We start from the raw sequence: 22,413 nt of genomic DNA, 5'->3' as shown, positions 1-22,413 counted from the left end.
GCCGTACGCGCAGGGGTGTTCGAGGACGCCACGCCGGGTACCCGCAGGTCGCACTCGCGGAAGGAGATCGGAGGTGATCATCGGCAGCACGTGCCGTGATCGGTGAACGCCATGATCGTCGAAAGGACGTGCCTTGATGCGCATCGCATTTCTCGTCGCCCCCGAGGGTGTGGAACAGATCGAGCTGACCGAGCCGTGGCAGGCGGTCACGGAGTCCGGCCACACCCCCCGGCTGGTCTCCACCCGGCCGGGCCGGGCACAGGGGTTCGACCACCTGGACAAGGCGGACACCTTCGAGATCGACCAGGTTGTCGCCGATGCCACCGCCGACGAGTACGACGCGCTCGTGCTGCCGGGCGGCGTCGCCAACCCCGACTTCCTGCGGATGGACGCGGACGCCGTGGCCTTCGCCCGCGCGTTCTTCCGGGCGGGCAAGCCGGTGGCGGCGATCTGCCACGCGCCGTGGCTGCTGGTCGAGGCCGATGTCGTCCGCGGGCGCACCCTCACCTCGTGGCCGAGCCTGCAGACGGACATCCGCAACGCCGGCGGCACCTGGGTCGACGCACCGGTCCAGATCTGCACCGACGGGCCCAACACGCTGGTCACCAGCCGCAAGCCGGGTGACCTGAAGCCGTTCGGCGAGGCGTTCCTGTCGGAGTTCGCCAAGGCCGCGCAGGGCTGAGCCGGCCGGCGCGGCCGGGCCGCGGGGCGTCAGCCCCCGGGGCGGATCCTCGCGGTCCGGGTGACGCGGCGGACGCTCCACTCGAACCCGCCGCGGCACACCACCGCGTGCTGCTCGTCGGTCACGACGCCCTGGGTGCTGATGCGGGCCCGGTCGGCGGTGCCGGCGAGGACCGGGCGCAGCACCTGGACGGCTGACGAGCTGAGCTTGCAGGAGGCGATGAGCCGGCCGCGGGCGGGCGCCAGGTACTCGAACGAGGCGGACGCGCCGAGCGGCAGCACGCCGTCCAGTTCACCGGGCGCGTCGCCGGCGGAGAGGATCGCGGCGAGCGCGGCGGCGTCGACGAGGGTGGCGAGGCCGCTGGAGTGCAGCGAGCCGATGACGTTCCCGAGCACACCGGGGGCCTCGACGGCGACCTCGGCGGCGCCGTCGATGGCGCGGAGCACCGTGAGGCCGGCGGTGCGGTGGGCGGGGACGGGCTCTAACAGCGAGCGCGCCAGGGCGGTGGCATCCATGGAGACATGGTGCCGGGGGCCGGCGAAGGCGGCGGGTCCGGCAGGCCAACTCCGGCTGACCGGCAGGTTCCGTCAAGCCGCCGGGCGCCGGGCGCTCACTCCTTCGTGCGGGTGGCCAGCACCTCGTGCAGGTCGTACCTGACCGGCTCCTCCAACTGCTCGTACGTGCAGCTCTCCGGCGTACGGTCCGGGCGCCAGCGGCGGAACTGCGCGGTGTGCCGGAAGCGGGCCCCGTTCTCCATGTGGTCGTACGCGACCTCCAGGACCCGCTCCGGCCGCAGCGGCACCCACGACAGGTCCTTCTGCCCGCTCCACCGGCTCGGCGCCCCCGGCAGCCGCGCCGACTCGTGCGCGTCCTCCTTCGCCCAGTCGGCCCACGGGTGCGTCGCCTGCTCCTCGGGTGTCTCCATCCGCAGCGGCGCCAGCTCCTCGACCAGTTCGGCCCGCCGCTTCATCGAGAACGCCGCGCACACCCCCACGTGCTGCAGCACGCCCTTGTCGTCGTTGATGCCGAGCAGCAGGGAGCCGATCACGGGCCCCGACTTGTGCCAGCGGAAGCCGGCGAGCACCACGTCGGCCGTGCGCTCGTGTTTGACCTTGACGAGCACCCGCTCGTTCTGCCGGTACGGCAGATCGGTCGGCTTGGCGATTATCCCGTCGAGCCCGGCGCCCTCGTACTGCTCGAACCACTCCTCCGCGACCGCCAGGTCCGGCGTCGCCGGCGCGATGTGCACCGGCGCCGTGGCGTCGGCCAGCGCGCGCAGCAGCGCCGCGCGCCGCTCGGACTGCGGGGTGTCCAGCAGCGAGTCGTCGCCGAGCGCGAGGAGGTCGAACGCGACGAAGCTCGCCGGCGTCTGCTCGGCGAGCATCCGCACCCGCGAGTCGGCGGGATGGATGCGCTCGGTGAGGGTGTCGAAGTCCAGCCGGTCGCCGCGGACGATGACGACCTCGCCGTCCACGACGCACCGCTCGGGCAGATTGGCCTTCAGCGCCTCGACCAGTTCGGGGAAGTAGCGCGTGAGCGGCTTGCCGGTGCGGCTGCCGATCTCGACCTCGGCGCCGTCACGGAAGACGATGGCGCGGAAGCCGTCCCACTTCGCCTCGTAGAGCATCCCGGGCGGGAGCTTCTTCTGCGGCTTGGCGAGCATCGGCTTCACGGGGGGCATCACCGGCAGATCCATGTGCGCAACGGTAAGGCGGGATTCGGACATCCGCCTTACCGTTGCGCACATGGGTGCAGCGATTCAGCTCCGAGCGGGCGACAGAACCGTGCGGCTGTCCAGCCCGGACCGGGTCTTCTTCCCGGCGAAGGGCTACACGAAGCTCGACCTCGCGCGGTACTACATCGCCGTCGGCGACGGCATCGTACGGGCACTGCGGGACCGGCCGACGACGCTCGAGCGCTATCCCGAGGGGATAAGCGGTGAGTCGTTCTTCCAGAAGCGTGCGCCGAAGAACACACCCGACTGGATCCCCACCGCCCGCATCACCTTCCCGAGCGGCCGGTACGCGGACGAGATGTGTCCCACCGAACCGGCGGCGGTCGTCTGGGCGGCCCAGTACGGCACGCTGACGTTCCACCCCTGGCCGGTGCGGCGCGGCGACACCGAACACCCGGACGAGCTGCGCATCGACCTCGACCCGCAGCCCGGCACCGACTACGCCGACGCCGTACGCGCTGCGCACGAGATGCGCGCCGTCCTCGCCGACCACGGGCTCACCGGCTGGCCGAAGACCTCCGGGGGCCGCGGGATGCACCTGTTCGTGCCGATCGCGCCGCGCTGGACGTTCGTGCAGGTGCGCCGCGCGGTGATCGCCGCCGGGCGGGAGCTGGAGCGGCGGATGCCGGAGCAGGTCACCACCGCCTGGTGGAAGGAGGAGCGCGGCGAGAAGGTCTTCGTCGACTACAACCAGATGGCCCGCGACCGCACCATCGCCTCCGCCTACTCGGTGCGGCCTCACCCGCACGCGCCCGTCTCCGCGCCGCTGCGCTGGGAGGAGGTGGACGACGCCGAGCCGGACGACTTCGACCTGGTCACCATGCCGAAACGCTTCGCCGAGGTGGGCGACGTGCACGCGGAGATGGACGAGCACGCCTTCGACATCACCTCACTGCTGGAGCTGTCCGCGCGGCACGAGCAGGACCACGGCCACGGCGACATGCCCTATCCGCCGGACCATCCGAAGATGGCGGGCGAGCCGAAGCGCGTGCAGCCCAGCAGGGCGCGGCAGGAGGAGTGACCGCGGGAGCGGGACGGCGCGGCGGAACCCGTGCCCGGCCGCCCGGGCACGGGCCGCCCGACCTGCGGCGCAGGCGTGATCGTAGACTCTGCGCATGCGATTCGGACTCCTCGGCACCGGCCCCTGGGCAGAGCGTGCGCACGGCCCCGGACTGCAGGCACACCCGCGGGCGGAGATCGCCGGCGTGTGGGGCCGGCGTCCGGAGGCGGCCCGTGCGCTCGCCGACCGCTTCTCCACCCGCGCGTACGAGGACGTGGACGCTCTCCTCGCCGACTGCGACGCGGTGGCCGTCGCGCTGCCGCCCGACGTGCAGGCGCCGCTCGCGGAGCGGGCCGCCGCGGCTGGCTGCCACCTGCTGCTGGACAAGCCCGTCGCCACCGAAGTGGCCGCCGCCAGGCGGGTGGTGACCGCGGTGGAGCGCGCCGGGGTCGCCTCCGTGGTCTTCTTCACGCTCCGCTTCCGCGACGAGACCGCCGGCTGGCTGGCCGAGCGGGCCGGCGAGGAGGGCTGGCTGGTGGGCCGCGCCGACTGGCTCTCGCCGGTCTTCGCGGGCGCCGACTCCCCGTACGCGGCCTCGCCCTGGCGCGGTGACAAGGGCGCGCTGTGGGACGTCGGGCCGCACGCGCTGTCGATGCTGCTGCCGGTCCTCGGCGACGTGGACCCGGCGGCGCCCGGCGCCGTCACCTCCGCCCGTGGCCCGGGCGACACCGTGCATCTGACGCTGCGGCATGCCTCGGGCGCGTCCAGCTCCTGCACGCTGAGCCACACCATCCCGCCGCAGGCATCCGGTGTCACCGTGCAACTGCACGGCACACCGGGCGTGCAGACGGCTCCGGACCGGGACGACGACGGGCCCGTGCCCGCGTTCGTCCGGGCCGTGGACGCGCTGCTGGAGGCGGCCGAGAGCGGCCGGCCCGACCCCCGCGACGTACACCTCGGCATGCGCGTGACCGAAATCCTCGCCGCGGCCGAGGAAGGGCTGCCGGCCGCGGGGGCGTGAGCCTTCCGTAGGCGGCACCCCCGTTCTCCGTCGGCCGCGCTCCCGGACGTCCGGCGCGGCCGTGGCAGCCGGCCGGGGGGTGTAGCCGCGGGCTTACGGGGGACCCGTCGTGCGGAGGTGACAAGATGCTTCCCATCTTGCTGGTACTTCTGCTGGCGCTGCTCCTGTTCGGCCTGGGCTTCGCCGTGAAGGCGCTGTGGTGGATCGCGGTGGTCGTACTCGTTGTGTGGCTGCTGGGATTCGTGATGCGAGCCACGCCCACGGGCGGCGCCCGGCGCTCGCGCTGGTACCGCTGGTAGCCGTCGCCGAAAGGCCCCGTCGGGGCCCGCGAACTCGCGTCGAGAGAAGGGCCGTGGCCCCCGCCCGAGCGGCGGGGGCCATGGCTGTCTCCGGTGCCGCGTCAGGACCCGCCCCGGCCCTCGGCGGCGGTACGGGCCTCGGGGACGACGCCCAGCAGGCGCAGCCGGTCGAGCGCCGTCTGCCGCGAGGCGATCCCCGCGGCCCCGGCCGCCCACTCGTCCCACTCCGGCCAGCGCGCCCGGTCGAACCCGGCGCCCTCGTACTCGTCCTCCGCGAGCAACTCCCCCACCACGCGCATGCCGTCGGCGTCACCGAGTCCGGGCCATCCCAGATACTCGGTGCGCCACGCCAGCCGGTTCTCGCCGCCCACCGAGCGGTGCAGCAGGTGGGCGTCGAAGGCCAGCACGTCGCCCGGCTCCGTCGGCAGCACGGCCTCGGGCATCGGCCAGCCGGGGAACCCCTGGTTGGCGGGGTCGAGATCGTGGTACGCGGCGAGCCGGCGGGCGTACGCCGGGTCGTGCGACCCGGGCAGCACCCGCAGCGCGCCGGTCCGCGCGGTACGGGGCTCCAGGTGGGCCAGGAACGTCACGCCGGGCACGTCCGGGCCGACGTCCGTGTGCCAGCCGGAGTTGCCGGTGAAGCACACCGCGCTGGGCACCGCGGGCACGGTCATCCGCCCGCACAGCTCGGCGGAGCCCTGGAACAGCCGCGGGTCGTCGGCGATCAGCGACTGGCTGAAGGGCGTCCGGTCGGCGGCCAGCGGCACGTAGTCGCCGCGGATGCCGCCTTCGCCGTACGGGTCGGTGTCGGTGCCGAGCCCGCCGTAGGCGTCGGTGAGGCCGGCGGTCACCTCGGCGGTGAGCCGGTCGGTCTCCTCGTGCGTGAGCAGGCCGCGCAGCACCACGTACCCGAAGGCGCGGAAGTGCTCGATCTGTTGGTGGCTGAACAACGACGTCACGGCGTCGTCTCCTCTCGTCTCGATGGCAGGTCGTCTCGCGCATCGGAAGGGAGGAGGGCCACGGGCCCGTCAGCGTCAAACGAATCCGGTTCGCATGACGCCCACCGTAGCCACGCGGCGCCGCTGTCCGCCACGGGGTTTACCCGCCCGCGGCGTTCGGGGGTAGGCGCGGGCGGCGCGGGGCCAGTGCCTAGACTCGCCCCCGACCACTGATCTTGACCACATCGGGGGGTTAACGCCCATGGGCACGAAGAAGACCGCCATATCCACCGCCGCCGCGGGTCTGGCCGCGCTCCTGCTGGCCACGGGGTGCAGCGGGGACTCGGACGACGACACGGCCGGCTCCGGCGACGAGAAGGCACGGCCCCGCCCGGTGATCAGCGAGAGCCAGGCCCGCAAGGTGCTGGAGCACTACGTCGAGACCAACAACGCGGCCAACGCCGATCTGGACCGCAAGGCGCTCGGCGAGGTCGAGGGCGGCGCGCTGTACCAGCAGAGCCAGGCGCAGTACCGGCAGTTCCCCACGTACGAGAAGAAGTACCAGAAGCTCTACAAGAAGCCGTTCCACTACCGTGCCGACGAGGCCCGGTACTACATCCCGGCCCGCGGCGACTGGTACATGGTCGACGCCCCCGTGGAGGGCCCCGGCTACGACGAGGGCGATCGCAGCCTGCTGGTCTTCGAGCGTGCCGGCGGCGGCACATGGAAGAACGTCGCGTCCGTCGGCATCCAGGGCCGGATCCCCGAGGTCGCCCGCGGCGACGGCGGCCTGCCGACCGTGCTGGCCCCCGGCGCCGAGGTGGGCGCCACCGCGCTCGACGGCCTCGACGACGCCGTCAACGACCTCTATGTCTCGGGCGGCAAGAAGGACGGCAGGCTCCTCGCGGCCAGCGAGGTGCGCAAGAACATGGTCAAGGACCACAGCACCCGCCGGGACTGGATCAGGCCCGAGCACGACGGCTCCTTCGAGACCGAGTTCGAGACCCGGAACCGCAAGTGGGACGACGCGTACGAGCCCGCCTTCCCGGACGTCTACGCGCTGCGCACGGCCGACGGCGGCGCGCTGGCCGTCTTCAACTCGTACGACGCGCGCGTGGACTTCGCCACCCGGCCGGGCTTCCACATCGTCCCGGGGGAAGCCACCGGTCTGTACGTCAAGGAGAAGGAGCCGCTGGGCGTGCGGGAGTACTACGCCGTGCAGAACGCGGCGCACGTACCGGACGACGGCAAGGTCGAACAGCTCGGCGGCGAGGTGGAGATGATCGGCGCGAGCTGACGGGCCGCTCCCCCGTTGCGCTCACCAGTCCGCCGGGTCCGGCGGCGGGAATTCGACCGTGACCGCGAGCCCGCCCTCCGGCCCCGGCACGGTGGTCACCTCCGCGCGGTGCGCGGCGGCGACGGCGCCGACGATGGACAGCCCCAGGCCGTAGCCGCCGCCGGCCGCCCGCGGCTGGAGCCGCTGGAACGGCTCGTACAGGCCGGGGATGCGCTCCACGGGGATCCGTGGGCCGCTGTTGACCACCCGCAGCATCGGATAGCCCGTCTCCCTGACGTCCGTGGCGACCCGCACCCAGCCGTCGGGCGGGGTGTAACGCAGTGCGTTCTCCACCAGGTTGCCGGCGAGGCGGGCGATGAGCCGTTCGTCGCCGGAGGCGACCGCAGGGCGCAGCGAGGAGTGCAGGTCCAGGGTGCCTGGTGCGGCCCGGGTGCGGTCGTGCAGCACCTCGCATACGACCCCGGCGAGGTCGACGGGCTCGGCGGCGACCAGCCCGCTCTGGCTGCCTGCCAGCGTCAGCAGCGCCTCGATCAGCCGCTCCTGCTCCTCCCCCGCCGCGACGACCCGCTCGCACACGGCACGCAGCGACGCCGCGTCCGCACCCGGGCGGGACAGCGCCACCTCGACCATCGCGCGCTGCAGCGTCAGCGGCGTGCGCAGCTCGTGGGAGGCGTTGGCGACGAACCGGCGCTGGGCCTCGAACGCGGCGTCCAGCCGGGACAGCAGCCCGTCGAAGGTGTCGCCGAGGTCCTTCAGTTCGTCGTCGGGGCCCGCTATGGCCAGCCGCGCGTGCAGGTTGTGCTCGGAGATCCGCCGGGCCCGGCCCGCCATGATCCGTACCGGCCGCAGCACCCGGCCGGCCATCACCCAGCCCAGGGCGACGGAGACGGCCGTCATGAGGGCGAGCGCGATGCCGGACTGCGCGAGCAGGGCCTGCAGCGCGGCCTCGTGGCGCTCTGTGGCCACGTGCCGGATGTCCGGGTCGCTCTGGCCGCCGGCCTGGGGGGCGTCGAACCTGACGAGGACGCCCTTGGTGGCGTTGCCGCGGGCGACGAGCGCATAGGTGATGGCGAGCAGCGCGACGCCGGAGACGAGGAACAGCGCGCCGTACAGCAGCGTCAGCCGGAGCCGGACCGTCCAGCGGAACCGGCGGCCGGCGCGGCGGGCGGGCTCAGATCCGGTATCCGGCATGGGGAACGGTCTCGATCACCGGCGGGTCGCCGAGCTTGCGGCGCAGCCTGCTGACGGTGACCTTCACGGCGTTGGTGAACGGATCGGCGGCGCCGTCCCAGGCCCGTTCGAGGAGTTCCTCGGCGGAGACCACGGCGCCCTGCGCGGACAACAGCAGCTCCAGCACCGCGAGTTCCTTGCGCGACAGGTCGAGCCGGCGCCCGCCGCGGCTGGCGAGGTGCTGCGCGGGAACGAGGGTGAGGTCACCGCGGGTCAGGATCGGCGGCACGGCGTTCGACGGGCGCCGGGCGAGGGCCCGGATGCGGGCGATCAGCTCGGCGAACGCGAAGGGTTTGGTCAGGTAGTCGTCGGCGCCGAGGCCGAGGCCGTCGACGCGGTCGGCGACGGTGGTGGAGGCGGTGAGCATCAGCACCCGGGTGCGGCTGCCGTGCCGGGTCAGCGCGCGGCACACCTCGTCGCCGTGCAGCCGGGGCAGGTCGCGGTCGAGCACGATCACGTCGTACTCGCTGCTCGTGGCACGGTCGATGGCCTCCTGCCCGTCGTACGCGAGGTCCGTGTCCATACCGTCCTCGCGCAGTCCGGTGGCGACGGTCTCGGCCAGCTCCCGGTGATCCTCCACGATGAGCACACGCATGGCGTCAGCGTGCCGGAGACCGCATAAGTCCCCGGTAACAGCCGAGGTCACAGGGCTGGTGCGGCCGGGACCCAGCTCGCCCGGCCGGCTGGGCGGTGGAACTCCGGGAGCGGAGCCCCCGCTGCTCGGGGGGACAGCAGGGGCACCGCGGTCTGCGTGGACATCTCTGCGTAGCGGGGCACCGTGCCGATTCCCCCGGATCGGTGCACCGGTACGTCAGGTGGTGGCCAGAGCCTCGGTGGGAGGCAGCCGGGCGGCGCGCACCGCCGGGTAGAACCCGGCGAGTCCGCCGATGAGGAGCGTCGCGCCGATGCCGCCGGCCATCGCCCATACCGGCACCACCGTCGCCCAGTCCTGGGACGTGGCGTAGCCGACGGTCACCCCGATGCCCAGGACCACGCCGCCGAGGCCGCCGAGCGCGGACAGCAGCAGCGCCTCGCAGAGGAACTGGCTGCGGATCTGACCGCGGGTGGCGCCCAGCGAGCGGCGCAGGCCGATCTCGGAACGGCGTTCGAGGACGGAGATGACCATGGTGTTGGCCACGCCCACACCGCCGACGATCAGCGCCACCCCGCCGAGTCCCAGCAGCAGGCCGCTGAGCGTCTCGTCGGTGGCCTCCTTGGCCGCCAGGGCGTCGGAGGGGCGGGAGACGGTGGCCTCGTTGGGGTTCTCCGGGTTGGCGGTGGCGCCGAGGACCGACTGCACGTCCGCGACGGCGGATTCCTCGCTGCGGGTGTAGATCGTCGTGGGGGTGCCGGCGAAGCCCAGCTCGTCCTCCGCGACGTTCCAGCCGATCAGCGCGGCCGAATCCAGCTCCGGCACCAGCTCGTTGTACGCGGTGAGGCCCACGACCGTGAACCACCTGCCGCCCAGCCACACCTGCGAGTCGGACCCCGCCTCGTAGACCCCGAGCTGCTCGGCGGCCTTGGGGCCGAGGACCACCGCGGGGTAGCGGCTGGTCGCGCCGTTCAGCCAGTGGCCGTCGGTGATCTGCAGGCCGACGGACTCCGGCAGGTCGACACGGGCCGCGCTGACGCTGAGGCCGCCGGTCTGCTCTTCCGGGATCCGGTCGTTGCGGAAGACGTTCGCGTCGATGCGCCCGATTGCCGAGACGTTCTCGATCTCGGGGATGGCCCCGATCATGGCCACGGACTCCGCCGGCAGGCTGGCCTCGGAGCCCGAGAACGACTGCCCGGGGGTGACGGTGAGCAGGTTGGTGCCCAGCGCGTTCAGCCGGCGGTCCAGATCCTCCGTGGAGGAGGTGGAGATGCCGACGACGCCGATCATCGCGGCGATGCCGATGGCGATGCCGAGCGCGGAGAGGAACACCCGCATGGGCCGCGAGCGCAGCCCCGAGCCCCCGGCCCGCAGCACGTCCGCCGGGGTCATCCGGGCGGGCTTCGGGGGGGTGGGCGGCGGTGGCGCCGGCGGCTGCGCGCGGTCGAGCTCCGCCGTCGCGTGCGGCGCGGTCATCGGACGGCCTCCTGGGAGAGCCGGGCGGCCGGGAGGGCCGCGGCGGGGGCGGAGTCGTGCTCGATGCCGCCGTCCTTGAGGCGGACTTCGCGGGGCAGGGAGGCGGCGATGTCGCGGTCGTGGGTGATGACGACGACGGTGGTGCCTGCCTCGTGGAGCTGGTGCAGCAGCTCCATCACGACCGCCCCGGAGCGGGAGTCGAGCGCGCCGGTGGGCTCGTCGGCGAGGAGCAGGGGCGGGTCGCCGAGGACCGCGCGGGCGATGGCGACGCGCTGCTTCTCGCCGCCGGAGAGCTGGTGCGGCTCGTGGTAGAGGCGGTGGCCCAGGCCCACGCGGCGCATGGCCAGCTCGGCGAGGCGGCGCCGTTCCGAGCGGGTCCGGCCGCTGTAGAGCAGCCCGTCGGCGACGTTGTCGAGCGCCGGCACGCCGGGGGCGAGGTGGAACTGCTGGAAGACGAAGCCGATGGTGCCCGCCCGCAGGGCCGACAGCTCCCGGTCGCTGAGCCGCTCGATGTCGTGGCCGTCGATGCGGACGGTGCCCGCGGAGGGGCGGTCGAGCGTCCCCATGATGTTGAGCATGGTGGACTTGCCAGAGCCGGACGGGCCGACGACGGCCAGCAGCTCGCCACGCCGGATGACGACGTCGGCGGAACGGAGCGCGGCGACGTCCCCGTAGGTCTTGGTGACCCCGGTCAGCTCGACTACCGGAGGGGAGAGGACGGTCACTTCGGAACCCCCACGGACATGCCTTCCTCGATGCCGTCGCCGGTGACCTCGACCAGCCCGTTGGCGAACATGCCCAGCTCGACGGGCACGGCCTCGGTGCTCCCGCCCGCGGTCACCTTCTGCACCGCGTAGCCGCCGCCCTGCCGGGCGACGAGTGCGTTCACGGGCACCGCGAGCACGTCCTCGCGGGTGTCCGCCTTGAGCACCACGTCGACGGGCGCGGCCTGGTAACGGCCGAGCTTGTCCTGCTGGCCGACGCTCAACTGCAGGGGCAGCGTGGACTCCTGCTCCTCCTCGTCCTGGCCGCCCGCGGCGCCGGAGCCGGAACCCGCGGCGGCGGGCGGGGTGCCGATGTCCGTCACCTTGCCGTCCACGGTCGTGCCGTTGGGCAGCTCGATCTCGGCCTTGGTGCCGACCCGTACGAGGTCCTCGAACTGCGCGTCCAGCTCCACGGAGACGACCCGCTCGGTGCCGGTCCAGTCGAGGACCGCGCCCTCGGCCTTGGCGCCGGGCCAGGTCTGCAGCGCGGCGACGCGCCGGGCGCCCTCCGCGGTGACGGCGTCGCCGGCCTCGACGACGCCGGTCTGCTCCCGGCCCATGTCCTCCTGCCAGGCGGACACCGCGTCGGCGGTGTCCGAGCTGTAGGTCTCGTCGACGGTGAAGCCGGTGTAGCCGAGCTTGTCGAGGTTGCGTTCCAGCAACTCGACGTCACCGCCCTCGCTGCCGGCCGACAGCGTGCGGTACAGCGGTGTGTCGCCGTAGAGCAGCGGGACCTTCTCGCCGTCGACGCTGTACACGGTCTCGCCGCGCTTGATCGTGGAGCCCTCGTTGGGCGTCCAGGTGACGATCCCCGCGCCTGTGTCCGCGGCGCCGGCGCCGGAGTCCGCCGCGGTTCCGCCGCCGCCGGCCGGCTGGCCGGTGCCGGGGTCCGCGCCGGGGTCGGCGCCGCCGCCCGCCGGGGCGATCGCCACGACCGTGGAGACGTCGCCGTAGCCCAGGGTGCCGTCCACGGTCTCGCTGCTGGTGAGCGTCGTACGCTCCACCTGGGCCGTCGCTGCCGGTCCCGAGGGCCCGGCGGCGGGCTCTTCGGAGTCCTCGCCGCCGAGCGCGCCGGTGGCGGCGAGACCGGCCGCCGCGGCGACGCCGATCGCGATCACCACGATCAGCGCCATCCGCAGCTTGCGGCTCTTGCGCGCCGGCTCGGGGCCGCTCGGCGCGCCGTCGCCTCCGGCGGGCGGGGCCGCGGTGGCGAGTTCGCCGCCGGACCCGCCCGCCTCGGGGTCGCCGCCCGCGGTGAGCGGCCCGGGCGGCCGGACTTCCAGCGCGCCCGGTGGCCGTTCCCGCAGGTTCAGCTCCTCCGTCTCCTCACGGCTTGTCACTGCGGGCCCCCGCCGATCCGCATGCCGCCGCCGGGGTACTTGTCCTGGCATGCCTGCCGGGCCGGCTCGAACGTCGTCGGGTCGGCGGCACCGATGTCCACGACCATGCTGTTGCCCTCGATCTCCGGGTCGGGGAAGTCGGGCACGCCGTTCTGGCGGATGCACTCGGCCCACTCCGCGACCTTCTCGGAGTCCAGCGGCTCACCGCCGCCCGGGCCGCCCTGGCGCTGCGGCTGCTTGTCGCGGCAGGCTTCCTCCGCGGACTTGAACTCGGCGGACTCCGGGTCGAAGCCGCCCTGGTTGAACATGACGCCGCCGGTGTCCTGCACCGGGTCCTTGAACTCCGGCACCCCGTTGTCACGCATGCACTGCGCGTACTCGACCGCCTGGTCGAACGGGCTGCCCGGAGAGGCGGACGTGCCGCCGTCGGAGGAGGCGGCCTCGGAATCGTCGGAGCACCCCGCCAGCACGACACTGACGACGAGTGCGGACGAGGCGAGCAGGGTCTGCGCGAATGCGCGTTTGCGTGTGGTGAACATGGGCCCAAGTTCTACGCGAGCGCCGGTCACAGGGCGGATACAGAACGCCGCCGACGCAGGACGTCGGCGGCGGCTTTCATGAGAATTCCATGAATGGGGTTCTGTCGGCCGTGCTCAGCGCGCCGCGGGGGCGGGCCTTTTCCTCAGCAGAACTTCAGGCAAGACTGCCGGAACCGGTAGTCCGCTCCGCCGGGCCGGCCTTTTCGGCGCTGTCGGCGTCGTCGTGCAGCGAGATGGCCCGTCCGGGGCACCGGCCGGCGGCGCCGCGTACGGACCTGGCGAGCCCGGGGCCGGGGTGCGCGGTGGTGAGCAGCACCTTGCCGTCGTCCTCGGACTGGTCGAAGACCGCGGGCACATGCATCATGCAGAGCCCCGACCCCACGCACCTGTCGCGGTCGATCCGTACCTCCATCGTCGTCTCCCTCCCCGGCTGCCGGTCACCAGGCGACCGGCAGCCGCTCCAGGCCGTAGGCGGTCGCGTGCAGCCGGAACGGCACCTCCGCGGCCGGCGCGGCGAGGCGCAGGTGCGGGAAGCGGCTCAGCAGCGCCGCGTAGCCGATGCCGAGTTCCATGCGGGCGAGCGCGGCACCCAGGCAGTGGTGGACGCCGTGGCCGAAGGCGAGGTGGGCGGCGGGCTCGCGGGCGGGGTCGAAGCGGTCGGGGGCCGCGGTCAGGGCGCGGTCGCGGTTGGCCGTCGGCAGCGAGACGACGACGTGTTCGCCCGCCTTGACGAGTTGTCCGCCGACGGTGACGTCCTCCAGCGCGGTGCGGGGCGTGGGCGCGTGCGGCACGGTCAGGTAGCGCAGCAGTTCGTCGACGGTACGGTCCACGGCCCCGGGGTCCGCGCGGATCTCCGCGAGCCGATCGGGGTGTTCGAGCAGCACCAGGGTGCCGAGGCTCAGCATCCCGGAGACGTTGTCGAGGCCGGCGAGCATCAACAGCACGCAGACGCCGCGCAGTTCCTTGTCGGTGACGTCGGCTCCGTGGTCGCGTACGAGCATGCCGAGGAAGCCGTCGTCGGGGTCCCGGCGCTGCCGGGCGACCAGGGCGGCGAGGTAGCGCGAGAAGGCGGCGCCGGCGGCGGCCCGCGCCTGCCGGCTGCGGCCCTGGTCGAGGTGGTGACGGGCGCGGCGCAAGAACGCGTCGCGGTCGTCCCGGGGGACGCCGATCAGCTCGCAGAGCACCGCGCCGGAGACGGGGGCCGCGAACTGCTCCACGAGGTCGGCGGGCGGGCCCGCGCGCTCCACGGCGTCCATGCGGTCGGCGACGATCTCCTCGATCCGCGGGCGCAGGCGGCGGATCCGGCGGACCGTGAACTCCGGCGTGAGCATCTTCCTGAGCCGGGTGTGCTCGGGCGGGTCGTAGTCCATGAGCTGCCCGACCATGTCGTCCGGGCGGTAGTCGTCGGAGTTGGTCCCGTCCGTGCGCGCCGCGCGGCCGAAGCGGCGGCGGGTGGAGAACCGGACGTGGTCGCCGAGGACTTGGCGTACCTCGTCGTATCCGGTGACCAGCCAGACGTGCTCCTCGCTGTCGCCGGGGCCGACGTCGATCCTGGTGACAGGCCGTTCGGCGGCGATCCCGCGCAACTCCGCGGCGGGGTCGAAGCGCGTTCTGCGGGTGTAGACGGGCGCGGGCCCGGGGCGGCGTGGCATCGGATCCCCTACCAGGTGACGGGCAGCGCTTCGACGCCGTAGTTGGGCGCGAGCGTCCGGTAGCGCAGTTCTTCGGGCGGTACGGCCAGGCGCAGCCCGGGGAAGCGGTGCAGCAGCCGCGGGAGCGCGATCCGGAGCTGCACGCGGGTCAGCGGGGCGCCGAGGCAGTAGTGGATGCCGTGGCCGAAGGCCATGTGGGAGGTGACCTCGCGGGTGATGTCGAAGCCGTCGTGGCCGGCGCCGCCTCCGGCCGCCCGGTTGACGGCGAGCAGGGAGCAGACCACGACGTCGCCCTTCTTGATCACCGCGTCGCCGACGGGCACGTCCGCGAGCGCGGTACGCGGCGAGGAGGTGGCGATCACGGACACGTAGCGCAGCAGTTCCTCCACCGCACGGTCGGTCAGCTCCGGCTTCTCCAGCAGCAGCGCGAGTTGGTCGGGGTGGCTGATCAGGAGCATCGTGCCGAGGCCGAGGGTGCCGGCGACGTTCTCGTAGCCGGCGGCCATGAGCGAGGTGGCAATGCCGGTCAGCTCGGTGTCGCTGACGTCGTCGCCGTGTTCGCGGATGAGCATGCCGAGCAGGTCGTCGCCGGGCTCGCGGCGCTTGCGCGCGACGAGTTGGCCCATGTAGCCGACGTACGCCTTTCCGGCGGTCATCTGCTGTGTGCGGCTGCGGTTGCCGGCCCGGCTGATGTCGAGGTTGCGGGCCAGCTCCGCCTGGTCGTCGCGGGGCACGCCGAGCAGCGCGCAGCTGACGAGTCCGGGGATGGGCCAGGCGAAGTGGCGCATGAAGTCGGCGGGCCGCCCGGCGCGTTCGAGGGCGTCGAGGCGTTCGGCGACGATCTCCTCGATGAAGGGCTCCAGCCTGCGCATCCGCCGGTTGGTGAACTCGGCGGTGAGCATCTGGCGCAGCCGGGTGTGGTCCGGCGGGTCGTACTGCAGGAGGTTGCCCTCCTGGATCTGGCGCCGCCGGTCCTCCTCGGTGTCGGCGGGCGGCATGGTGCTGAAGCGGTCCGCGTCGCCGAGGATCTGGCGCACCTCCGCCTGCCCGGTGGCGACCCAGTCGCGGGGGGTTTCGAGCAGCGGTGTCTCCCGGCTCATCCGGCGCAGCTCGGGCAGGGGTTCGAGACCGTCCCTGCGGTTGTGTACGGGAATCTCCGGTGACTTGGCCACGCGCGCGCTCCTTCTCGCTGAATTCGTGCGTCTTTTCTGCACGCCGCCGGTTCCTGAGGGCGCGCTTTTCCGAACCGCACCGCGGGATACCGATTCCGGGGTGCCGGATTCCGTATCCCGCGGCGCGTTCGCATCATTTCTCTTCGGCCCCGTCCGGAATGCCGAGCCGCTCGGCAAGAATGCGGCCGATGTGCGCCGCGGGGGCGGATTTCAGCATTCCGAAATGGTTGGCCTCGATCTCGTGCGGTTCGACGTTTCCGGCGGCGTACGGCTTCCAGCTCTCGACCGCGTCGGCGACGGGGAGCCGCGCCGGGCGGTCCTCGGTGGCGACGAAGAGCAGCAGGTCGCCCGTCGTACGGCGTGGGGTGTGCTCGGGCGCGAACCCGGCCGAATTGCGCATGACCTGCTCCATCCGCGAGCGCAGCCGGCCGCCGACCCCGGGCACCGCCGCTTCGTCGCCGCCGGGGCCGAGGAGCCGGCCCTGCGGCGCGGAGGTGGCGGCGGCACGCCCTGCGGCGTCCTCGTTGGAGAACAGCGAGGTACCGGCGCCGCCGCCCGGGTACGCGTCCAGCAGGGCGAGCAGTTCCACGCGCTCGCCCTGCTCCTCCAGCCGGGCCGCGACCGCCTGCGCGAGCATGCCGCCGAACGACCAGCCGAGCAGGTGGTACGGGCCCTCGGGCTGCACCGTCCGCATCTCGTCGGCGTAGTCGGCGGCCATCTCGGCGACGCTCTTGGGCATCGGCTCCGGCCCCGCGAGGCCGCGCGCCTGGATGCCGTACACCGGCCGGTCCTGCGGGAGATGCGGCACGAGGACCGCGTAGCTCCAGGCGAGGCCGGTGGCCGAGTGCACGCAGAACAGCGGCGGACCGCTGCCCTCCGTACGCAGCGGGAGCAGCACGCCGAGACCGCCGCCGCCCTCGGGGCGGCGGGCCTGCGCGAGCGCCGCGTCGTGCGCCTCGGCCTGCCGGTCGCGTACGGTCAGGAGGCCCGTCGTGCTCCACCTGGCGCGCTCGCCGGTGCGCAGCATCCGCTCCCCCGCCGGGCCGTACGGGCAGGCCACGAAGTGCTCGCCGGTGAGCCGGGTGCTGCCGTGGTAGCCGCGGGCGAGGGTGGCACCGGCGACGTACAGGTCGCCGACGGCACCGGGCGGTACGGGGCGGAGCCGGTCGTCGAGGACGTAGACGCGGGTGTGGGGCCGCAGACTGCCGGTGGGCACCTCGGCGGGGAGGGGGGCGCCGGGGGCGGTGCGGTGGTGCAGCCAGGGTCCCGCGGTGCCGGGCGGGCCGTAGCCGGTGACCAGGGCGGCGTCCGGATGCCGGGCGCGCCATTCGCGGGCGTCGACGTCGGAGGCGGCGGTGCCGTCCTCGACGACGGTGACCTCCGCGAACGAGGGGTCGCCCGCGGGCAGTTCCGCCAGCGTCCACAGCAGGTCGCGGGTGGTGAGCGCGCGGCGGGCGGCGCGGGGGTCGGGCTTGCCGAGCAGGACGCTCTCGCCGGCGCAGAGCGCGCGGAGCAGCGGGGTCACCACGGCCTCGACCGGGGCGCGTTCGTCCAGGGTCACCTCCCGCGTGCCCGCGTCGGTCGCGGAGTCTTCGGGCCCGTAGGCGAGGTGGCTGACCAGCGAGCGGTGCTCGATGACGACGCCGGCGGGCACGCCGTGCGGTGTCGCGGAGTCCAGCAGCAGCGCGGCGTGGCCGGGCCGCGGCAGGGCGGGGCCCGGCTCGTCGGCGGGGCCCGGTCCCGCGTACGTGCCGCGGGCGGCGGCCAGGACGGGGTTGCCGAGGGGGACGACAGTCATCGCATGGTCGCCGGGCAGCAGTCCTGCGGTCGTCGCGGTGCAGATCAGCGCGCCGGGCCGGTGGCCGCGCAGGGGCGCGAGCGCCTGCATCGGCCGGTCGGGGTCGGTGAACAGGCAGGCGGCGCCGGCCTTGAGCACGCCGAGCAGCGCGACGGCGAGCCGGGCGCCCGGCGGCAGCGCCACGGCGACGATGTCCTCCGTGCCGACGCCGCGGGCGGCCAGCCGGCGGGCGAGCATCCCCGAGGCGGTGTCCAGCGCCCCGTACGTCAGCGCGCCGTCCTGGTCGGTGACGGCCACGGCGTCGGGGGTACGCGCCGCCCGGTCGGCGAGCAGGCCGACGACGGTGGTGTCCGGCAGCGGCGCCGCGGTGTCGTTCCACTCCCGTACGAGCCGGTGGTGCTCGGCCGGGTCCAGCAGCACGTCGACGTCGCCGAGGCGCACGTCCGGGTCGTCCGCGACCTGCCGCAGTACCCGCACCAGGCGGCGGGCGAGCGCGTCGGCGGTGGCGGCGTCGAACAGCTCGGCGGCGTAGCGCAGGTGGCCGTCCAGGCCGTTCCCGGAGCCGTCGGCGCGATACCACTCGCTGAGGGTCACCGACAGGTCCAGCTCGGACGCGGCGGGGCCGAGGTCGAGGCGGCCGGTGCTCAGCCCCGGCAGCTCGGAGGTGTCCTCCTCGTCGGTGGTGCCGTCGTGCACGTCGAGCATGACCTGCACCACGGGGTGCCGCGCCGCGGACGGCGGCAGCTCCAGCACGTCGACCAGGCGCTCGAAGGGCAGGTCCTGGTGGCGGCGCGCTTCGAGGTTCGCCTCCCGTACCCGGTCGAGGAGTTCGCGGAAGGTGGGGTCGCCGGAGGTGTCGGTGCGCAGCGCGACCGGGCCGGCGAAGGGACCCACGACACCTTCCAGCGCGCCCTCTTCGTCCCGCCGGGGCAGCAGCGCGCCCACGGTGACGTCGGTGCCCGCGCCCATCCGGGTGAGCAGCAGCGCCAGCGCCGCCTGCACGACGGTGAAGGCGCCTTCGCCGGCCTCGTCCAGCTCCGTCAGCCGCTCGTGTACGTCGCCCTCGACGCGCAGCGGAACCTGCCCGGTGCGGTGCGCCGCGAGCTGGGGCCGCGGCCGGTCGGCGGGCAGCCGCAGCTCCGGGGCGAGCCCGGCGAGGGTGTCCTTCCAGTAGGTCAGTTGGTCGCTGATCAGGCTCTCCGGGTCGTCCTCGCCGGCGAGGAGTTCGCGCTCCCAGAGCGCGTAGTCGGCGAACTGCAGCGGCAGCGGCGCACGTTCGGGCGTACGCCCCTCGCGGCGCGCCCCGTACGCCGCCGACAGGTCGCGCAGCAGGACGTCCAGCGACTCGTCGTCGGCGGCGATGCGGTGAACGACGAGGAGCAGCACGTGCTCCGTCTCCGACAGCGCGAACAGGGTCTGCGTCCACGGCAGCTCGCGGGTGAGATCGAAGGCGTGCACGGCGCGGGCCGCCAGCAGCTCCGGCAGCTCCGCCTCGGTCGCGGGGATCACCTCGGGCTCGGGCCGGGCGGCGGCCGCGCCGAGGACGCGCTGGCGCAGGTCGGCGCCGCCCTCTGCGACGAAGGTGGTGCGCAGCGTGTCGTGGCGGGCCCCGACGTCGCCGAGCGCCGCGCGGAGCGCGTGGCGGTCCAGCTCGCCGGTGAGGCGCAGCGCGACGGAGGTGCGGTACGCGGCGGAGTCCTCGGCGAGCCGGGACATCAGCCACGTCCGCACCTGGCCGGCGGACGCCGGGACCTCGTCCGGGTGCTCGACGGCACGCAGCGCGGGGCGGGTCTTCGACGCCAGCATCCGCGTCACACCCACGGGGGTGGGGGCGCCGAAGAACTGCCGCATGTTCAGCTCGGCGCCGAAGTCCTCCCGGACCCGCCCGGCGAGGCGCATCGCGAGGCCGGAGTCGCCGCCGAGGTCGAAGAAGTTGTCGTCGGCGCCGACCCGTGCCACGCCGAGGACCTCGGCGAAGAGGGCGCACAGGGCCTCCTCGGTCTCGCCCTCGGGCGCGCGGCCCGTGGCGCGCTCGGCGAAGTCCGGGGCGGGCAGGGCGGCGCGGTTCAGCTTGCCGTTGGGCGTCAGCGGCAGGCTGTCCAGGACGAGCACGGCGGCGGGCACCATGTGCGCGGGCAGCCGGGCGGCGGCGTGTGCGCGCAGCGCGTCGATGTCCGCCTCCGGGCCGCCGGGGACGACGTAGGCGACGAGGCGGCGGTCGCCGGGCCGGTCCTCGCGGACGACGACGGCGGCACGCGAGACGTCGGGGTGAGCGGCGAGGACCGCTTCGATCTCGCCGGGTTCGACACGGAAGCCGCGGATCTTGACCTGCTCGTCGGCGCGGCCGCGGAAGGCCAGTTGCCCGTCGGGCGTCCACGCGGCGAGGTCGCCGGAGCGGTACATGCGTGCGCCGGGCTCGAAGGGGCAGGCGACGAAGCGCTCGGCGGTCAGTCCGCCGCGGCCGATGTAGCCGCGGGCAAGACCGGGGCCGGCGATGTACACCTCGCCGGTGATTCCCTGGGGCACGGGCCGGAGGAAGTCGTCCAGCACGTAGGTGCGGGTGTTGCCGATCGGCCGGCCGATGGGGGGCGGCGGGTCGGCGGGGGCGACGTCCGCATCCAGCGGTGTGGCGGTGGTGATGACGGTGGCCTCGGTCGGCCCGTACGTGTTCCACACCCTGGCCTGCCGCGTCCAGCGCGAAGCCAGGTCCGCGGTCAGCAACTCGGCGCCCAGCACCCAGTTCCGTACGCCCCGCACCGCGGCCGGGTCGAGCACGCTCATGAGGGACGGCACCACGCTGGCCACGGACACACCCGCCCTGCGGACCATCTCCGCCAGCGCCGCGGGCTCCACGCGCTCCTCGTCGGACGCGAGGGCCAGCGTGCCGCCCGCGGCGAGGGTGACGGCGACGTCGAGGACGGCGGCGTCGAAGCTGAACGACGCGAACTGCAGCGCCGTCACGTCCTCCGCCATCCCCAGCACCGGCCGCATCGCCTCGGCCAGGTTCGCCGGGCCGCGATGGGGTACTGCCACGCCCTTGGGGCGGCCCGTGGAACCGGACGTGTAGATCACGTACGCGAGCTGTCCCGGCTCCAGCGCCGTACCCAGCGGCTCCACCGACTGCGCCGCGATCTCCCCGGCGACCTCGTCCAGCCGCACCGCGCCCTCAGGCGCCAGGTCGCCCGTGCTCAGCACCACCTGCGCGCCGCTGTCGGCGACCATGAACGCCAACCGCTCCGCCGGATACGCGGGATCCAGCGGCACATACGCACCCCCCGCCTTCCACACCGCGACCATGGCCGCGACCATCTCCACGCCACGCGGCAGACACAGCCCCACCCGCGACTCCCGGCCCACCCCCAACCGCCGCAGATACCGCGCCAGCCGATTCGCCCGCGCGTCCAGCTCCCCGTACGACACCTCCTCCGTCCCGCACCGCACGGCGACCGCCTCCGGGGCCTGCCCGGCCCGCTCCTCGAACCGGTCCAGCACCGACCCCGAAGGCAGCGCCAGCTCCGTGGCGTTCCACCCCGACACCACCGACTCCCGCTCCCCGGCCGCCAGCACCTCCACGTCCCCCACCCGCACCGACGGGTCCGCCGCAACCTGCTCCAGCACCCGCACCACCCGCTGGAAGATCGCCGTGGCCGCGTCGTGGTCGAACAGGTCGGGCCGGTAGTCGAGTTTGCAGCGCAGCCGGTCCCCGGCCGGGGTCACGACCAGCGTCAGCGGGTAGTGCGCCGCATCCCGGGACATGCCCGACGGTCGGATCGTCAACGCCTCGGGCCGGGCCGCCCCGGCGGGCGGCGGGGGGAAGCTCTCGTAGAGGACCAGCGTGTCGAAGACCGCGCCGGGGCCCGCGAGGCGCTGCACCTCCGGGAGCCCGAGGTGCTGGTGCGTCATCAGCTCCGACTGGCGCCGCTGCAGGTCCGCCAGCAGCTCCGTCACCGGCTGCCCGCCGTCGAGCCGTACCCGCACCGGCAGGGTGTTGAGCAGCAGGCCGACCATGGACTCGACGCCCGCCAGCTCCGCGGGCCGCCCGGCGGCGGTGGCGCCGAAGACGACGTCCGTGCGCCGCGCCAGCCGGGCCAGGACGAGCGACCAGGCGCCCTGCACCACGGTGTTGAGGGTCAGGCCCTCCGCACGGGCCAGGTCCCGCAGGCCCTGGGTGACGTGCTCGGGGACGTCACCCAGGACATGCTCGGGGAAGACGGGCGCCCGCGTCGGGTCGGCGGGGACGACGAGCGTCGGCTCGTCCGCGCCCGCCAGCTCGGCCCGCCAGGCGTCGCGCGCCGCGGCCTTGTCCTGGCGGCCCAGCCACGCGAGGTACTGGCCGTACGACGGCACTCTCCTCAGCCGCGAGGCGTCGCCCCCGGCCGCGTAGACGGCGGACAGCTCGGTGAGCAGGACGGGCATCGACCAGCCGTCCATGAGGATGTGGTGGAACGTCATCACCAGCCGGTGCCGGTTCTCCCCGAGGCGTACGAGGAGGAAGCGCATCAGCGGCGCGCTCGCCAGGTCGATCCGCTCGGCGAGCCGGCGCGCCGTGAGCCGGTCCAGCTCGGCCCGGACGTCGTCCTCACCGAGCCCCGACAGGTCCTCCTCCCGCCACGGCAGCTCCACGTCGCGCGCGATGACCTGCACCATCTTCGCTCCGCTGACCTGGCGGAAGCAGGCGCGCAGCGCGGCGTGCCGGGCGAGCAGCCCCTGCCACGACGCGCGCAGCCGCGCGGGCTCCAGCGGGCCGTCGATGTCCAGGGCGGACTGCACGGTGTAGACGTCGGGTCCGGTGCCGGCGAGCGCCGCGTGGAAGAGCATGCCTTCCTGCAGCGGCGACAGCGGCCACACGTCCTCGACCAGGGATCGGCTCATCGCACT

General features: G+C 74.0%; 18 protein-coding genes. 5 read left to right on the top strand and 13 right to left on the bottom strand.

What is annotated here, in order from left to right:
- Positions 1 to 136 precede the first annotated feature (136 nt).
- Positions 137 to 682, top strand: coding sequence for a type 1 glutamine amidotransferase domain-containing protein (locus tag ABGA99_RS19390; protein ID WP_347579315.1), 546 nt, complete (start codon positions 137 to 139; stop codon positions 680 to 682).
- A 29-nt stretch (positions 683 to 711) separates the two neighbouring features.
- On the opposite strand, the gene ABGA99_RS19385 is transcribed toward ABGA99_RS19390, so the two are convergent.
- A complete protein-coding gene (locus ABGA99_RS19385; RefSeq protein ID WP_347579314.1) occupies positions 712 to 1,197 on the bottom strand; it encodes a hypothetical protein in 486 nt (161 codons plus the stop codon).
- Between the two features lie 95 nt (positions 1,198 to 1,292).
- The gene (locus tag ABGA99_RS19380) at positions 1,293 to 2,378 is read right to left on the bottom strand and encodes an ATP-dependent DNA ligase (protein WP_347583058.1); all 1,086 of its coding nucleotides are present in this window, start codon (positions 2,376 to 2,378) and stop codon (positions 1,293 to 1,295) included.
- A gap of 49 nt (positions 2,379 to 2,427) precedes the next feature.
- Between ABGA99_RS19380 and ligD the strand changes: the two genes are divergently transcribed.
- From ligD to ABGA99_RS19365, 3 genes are all read left to right on the top strand, one after another.
- Positions 2,428 to 3,438 carry a non-homologous end-joining DNA ligase gene (ligD, locus tag ABGA99_RS19375; RefSeq protein WP_347579312.1) on the top strand — a complete coding sequence of 337 codons (1,011 nt, stop codon included), beginning with the start codon at positions 2,428 to 2,430 and terminating at the stop codon, positions 3,436 to 3,438.
- A gap of 94 nt (positions 3,439 to 3,532) precedes the next feature.
- A complete protein-coding gene (locus ABGA99_RS19370; RefSeq protein WP_347579311.1) occupies positions 3,533 to 4,438 on the top strand; it encodes a Gfo/Idh/MocA family oxidoreductase in 906 nt (301 codons plus the stop codon).
- A gap of 125 nt (positions 4,439 to 4,563) precedes the next feature.
- Positions 4,564 to 4,737, top strand: a complete 174-nt coding sequence (locus ABGA99_RS19365) for a hypothetical protein (protein ID WP_018840830.1) — start codon at positions 4,564 to 4,566, stop codon at positions 4,735 to 4,737.
- A gap of 101 nt (positions 4,738 to 4,838) precedes the next feature.
- On the opposite strand, the gene ABGA99_RS19360 is transcribed toward ABGA99_RS19365, so the two are convergent.
- Positions 4,839 to 5,696, bottom strand: a complete 858-nt coding sequence (locus ABGA99_RS19360; RefSeq protein WP_347579310.1) for a phytanoyl-CoA dioxygenase family protein — start codon at positions 5,694 to 5,696, stop codon at positions 4,839 to 4,841.
- A 241-nt stretch (positions 5,697 to 5,937) separates the two neighbouring features.
- On the opposite strand from ABGA99_RS19360, the gene ABGA99_RS19355 reads away from it, so the two are divergent.
- Complete coding sequence (locus ABGA99_RS19355) at positions 5,938 to 6,972, top strand: hypothetical protein (protein ID WP_347579309.1); 1,035 nt, start codon at positions 5,938 to 5,940, stop codon at positions 6,970 to 6,972.
- Between the two features lie 21 nt (positions 6,973 to 6,993).
- On the opposite strand, the gene ABGA99_RS19350 is transcribed toward ABGA99_RS19355, so the two are convergent.
- The 10 genes from ABGA99_RS19350 to ABGA99_RS19305 all read right to left on the bottom strand — a co-directional run bounded on the left by ABGA99_RS19350 (position 6,994) and on the right by ABGA99_RS19305 (position 22,407).
- Positions 6,994 to 8,163 (bottom strand): ATP-binding protein, encoded by a 1,170-nt coding sequence (locus tag ABGA99_RS19350; protein ID WP_347579308.1) that lies wholly within the window; start codon positions 8,161 to 8,163, stop codon positions 6,994 to 6,996.
- The gene (locus tag ABGA99_RS19345) at positions 8,144 to 8,797 is read right to left on the bottom strand and encodes a response regulator transcription factor (RefSeq protein ID WP_347579307.1); all 654 of its coding nucleotides are present in this window, start codon (positions 8,795 to 8,797) and stop codon (positions 8,144 to 8,146) included. The genes ABGA99_RS19350 and ABGA99_RS19345 overlap by 20 nt, the downstream gene beginning before the upstream one ends.
- 216 nt (positions 8,798 to 9,013) lie before the next feature.
- On the bottom strand, positions 9,014 to 10,270 hold the full coding sequence (locus ABGA99_RS19340; protein ID WP_347579306.1) for an ABC transporter permease: 1,257 nt from the start codon (positions 10,268 to 10,270) through the stop codon (positions 9,014 to 9,016).
- Positions 10,267 to 10,995: an ABC transporter ATP-binding protein gene (locus ABGA99_RS19335; protein WP_347579305.1), complete on the bottom strand. Its 729-nt coding sequence runs from the start codon at positions 10,993 to 10,995 to the stop codon at positions 10,267 to 10,269. Before ABGA99_RS19335 ends, ABGA99_RS19340 begins: the two co-directional genes overlap by 4 nt.
- Positions 10,992 to 12,374 carry a peptidoglycan-binding domain-containing protein gene (locus ABGA99_RS19330; protein ID WP_347579304.1) on the bottom strand — a complete coding sequence of 461 codons (1,383 nt, stop codon included), beginning with the start codon at positions 12,372 to 12,374 and terminating at the stop codon, positions 10,992 to 10,994. Before ABGA99_RS19330 ends, ABGA99_RS19335 begins: the two co-directional genes overlap by 4 nt.
- Positions 12,371 to 12,913, bottom strand: a complete 543-nt coding sequence (locus ABGA99_RS19325) for a hypothetical protein (RefSeq protein WP_347579303.1) — start codon at positions 12,911 to 12,913, stop codon at positions 12,371 to 12,373. The genes ABGA99_RS19330 and ABGA99_RS19325 overlap by 4 nt, the downstream gene beginning before the upstream one ends.
- 154 nt (positions 12,914 to 13,067) lie before the next feature.
- The gene (locus ABGA99_RS19320) at positions 13,068 to 13,325 is read right to left on the bottom strand and encodes a ferredoxin (RefSeq protein ID WP_347579302.1); all 258 of its coding nucleotides are present in this window, start codon (positions 13,323 to 13,325) and stop codon (positions 13,068 to 13,070) included.
- Between the two features lie 25 nt (positions 13,326 to 13,350).
- Positions 13,351 to 14,565, bottom strand: a complete 1,215-nt coding sequence (locus ABGA99_RS19315) for a cytochrome P450 (protein WP_347579301.1) — start codon at positions 14,563 to 14,565, stop codon at positions 13,351 to 13,353.
- 8 nt (positions 14,566 to 14,573) lie between these two features.
- Positions 14,574 to 15,737, bottom strand: a complete 1,164-nt coding sequence (locus ABGA99_RS19310) for a cytochrome P450 (RefSeq protein WP_347579300.1) — start codon at positions 15,735 to 15,737, stop codon at positions 14,574 to 14,576.
- Positions 15,738 to 15,870: 133 nt separating this feature from the next.
- Positions 15,871 to 22,407 carry an amino acid adenylation domain-containing protein gene (locus ABGA99_RS19305; protein ID WP_347583057.1) on the bottom strand — a complete coding sequence of 2,179 codons (6,537 nt, stop codon included), beginning with the start codon at positions 22,405 to 22,407 and terminating at the stop codon, positions 15,871 to 15,873.
- Between the last annotated feature and the right edge of the window lie 6 nt (positions 22,408 to 22,413).

It is taken from the genome of Streptomyces sp. B5E4 (assembly GCF_039871555.1).
Taxonomy (GTDB): domain Bacteria; phylum Actinomycetota; class Actinomycetes; order Streptomycetales; family Streptomycetaceae; genus Streptomyces.
This window is presented reverse-complemented; position numbering and strand designations above follow the sequence as displayed.

What these genes read in the sequence shown, in the direction of transcription:
- ABGA99_RS19370 (WP_347579311.1), top strand. Translation starts at nt 3,533, where the DNA reads ATGCGATTCGGACTCCTCGGCACCGGCCCCTGGGCAGAGCGTGCGCAC.
- ABGA99_RS19390 (WP_347579315.1), top strand. Translation starts at nt 137, where the DNA reads ATGCGCATCGCATTTCTCGTCGCCCCCGAGGGTGTGGAACAGATCGAG.
- ligD (WP_347579312.1), top strand. Translation starts at nt 2,428, where the DNA reads ATGGGTGCAGCGATTCAGCTCCGAGCGGGCGACAGAACCGTGCGGCTG.
- ABGA99_RS19320 (WP_347579302.1), bottom strand. Translation starts at nt 13,325, where the DNA reads ATGGAGGTACGGATCGACCGCGACAGGTGCGTGGGGTCGGGGCTCTGC.
- ABGA99_RS19325 (WP_347579303.1), bottom strand. Translation starts at nt 12,913, where the DNA reads ATGTTCACCACACGCAAACGCGCATTCGCGCAGACCCTGCTCGCCTCG.
- ABGA99_RS19365 (WP_018840830.1), top strand. Translation starts at nt 4,564, where the DNA reads ATGCTTCCCATCTTGCTGGTACTTCTGCTGGCGCTGCTCCTGTTCGGC.
- ABGA99_RS19315 (WP_347579301.1), bottom strand. Translation starts at nt 14,565, where the DNA reads ATGCCACGCCGCCCCGGGCCCGCGCCCGTCTACACCCGCAGAACGCGC.
- ABGA99_RS19350 (WP_347579308.1), bottom strand. Translation starts at nt 8,163, where the DNA reads ATGCCGGATACCGGATCTGAGCCCGCCCGCCGCGCCGGCCGCCGGTTC.
- ABGA99_RS19385 (WP_347579314.1), bottom strand. Translation starts at nt 1,197, where the DNA reads ATGGATGCCACCGCCCTGGCGCGCTCGCTGTTAGAGCCCGTCCCCGCC.
- ABGA99_RS19305 (WP_347583057.1), bottom strand. Translation starts at nt 22,407, where the DNA reads ATGAGCCGATCCCTGGTCGAGGACGTGTGGCCGCTGTCGCCGCTGCAG.
- ABGA99_RS19345 (WP_347579307.1), bottom strand. Translation starts at nt 8,797, where the DNA reads ATGCGTGTGCTCATCGTGGAGGATCACCGGGAGCTGGCCGAGACCGTC.
- ABGA99_RS19355 (WP_347579309.1), top strand. Translation starts at nt 5,938, where the DNA reads ATGGGCACGAAGAAGACCGCCATATCCACCGCCGCCGCGGGTCTGGCC.
- ABGA99_RS19340 (WP_347579306.1), bottom strand. Translation starts at nt 10,270, where the DNA reads ATGACCGCGCCGCACGCGACGGCGGAGCTCGACCGCGCGCAGCCGCCG.
- ABGA99_RS19380 (WP_347583058.1), bottom strand. Translation starts at nt 2,378, where the DNA reads ATGGATCTGCCGGTGATGCCCCCCGTGAAGCCGATGCTCGCCAAGCCG.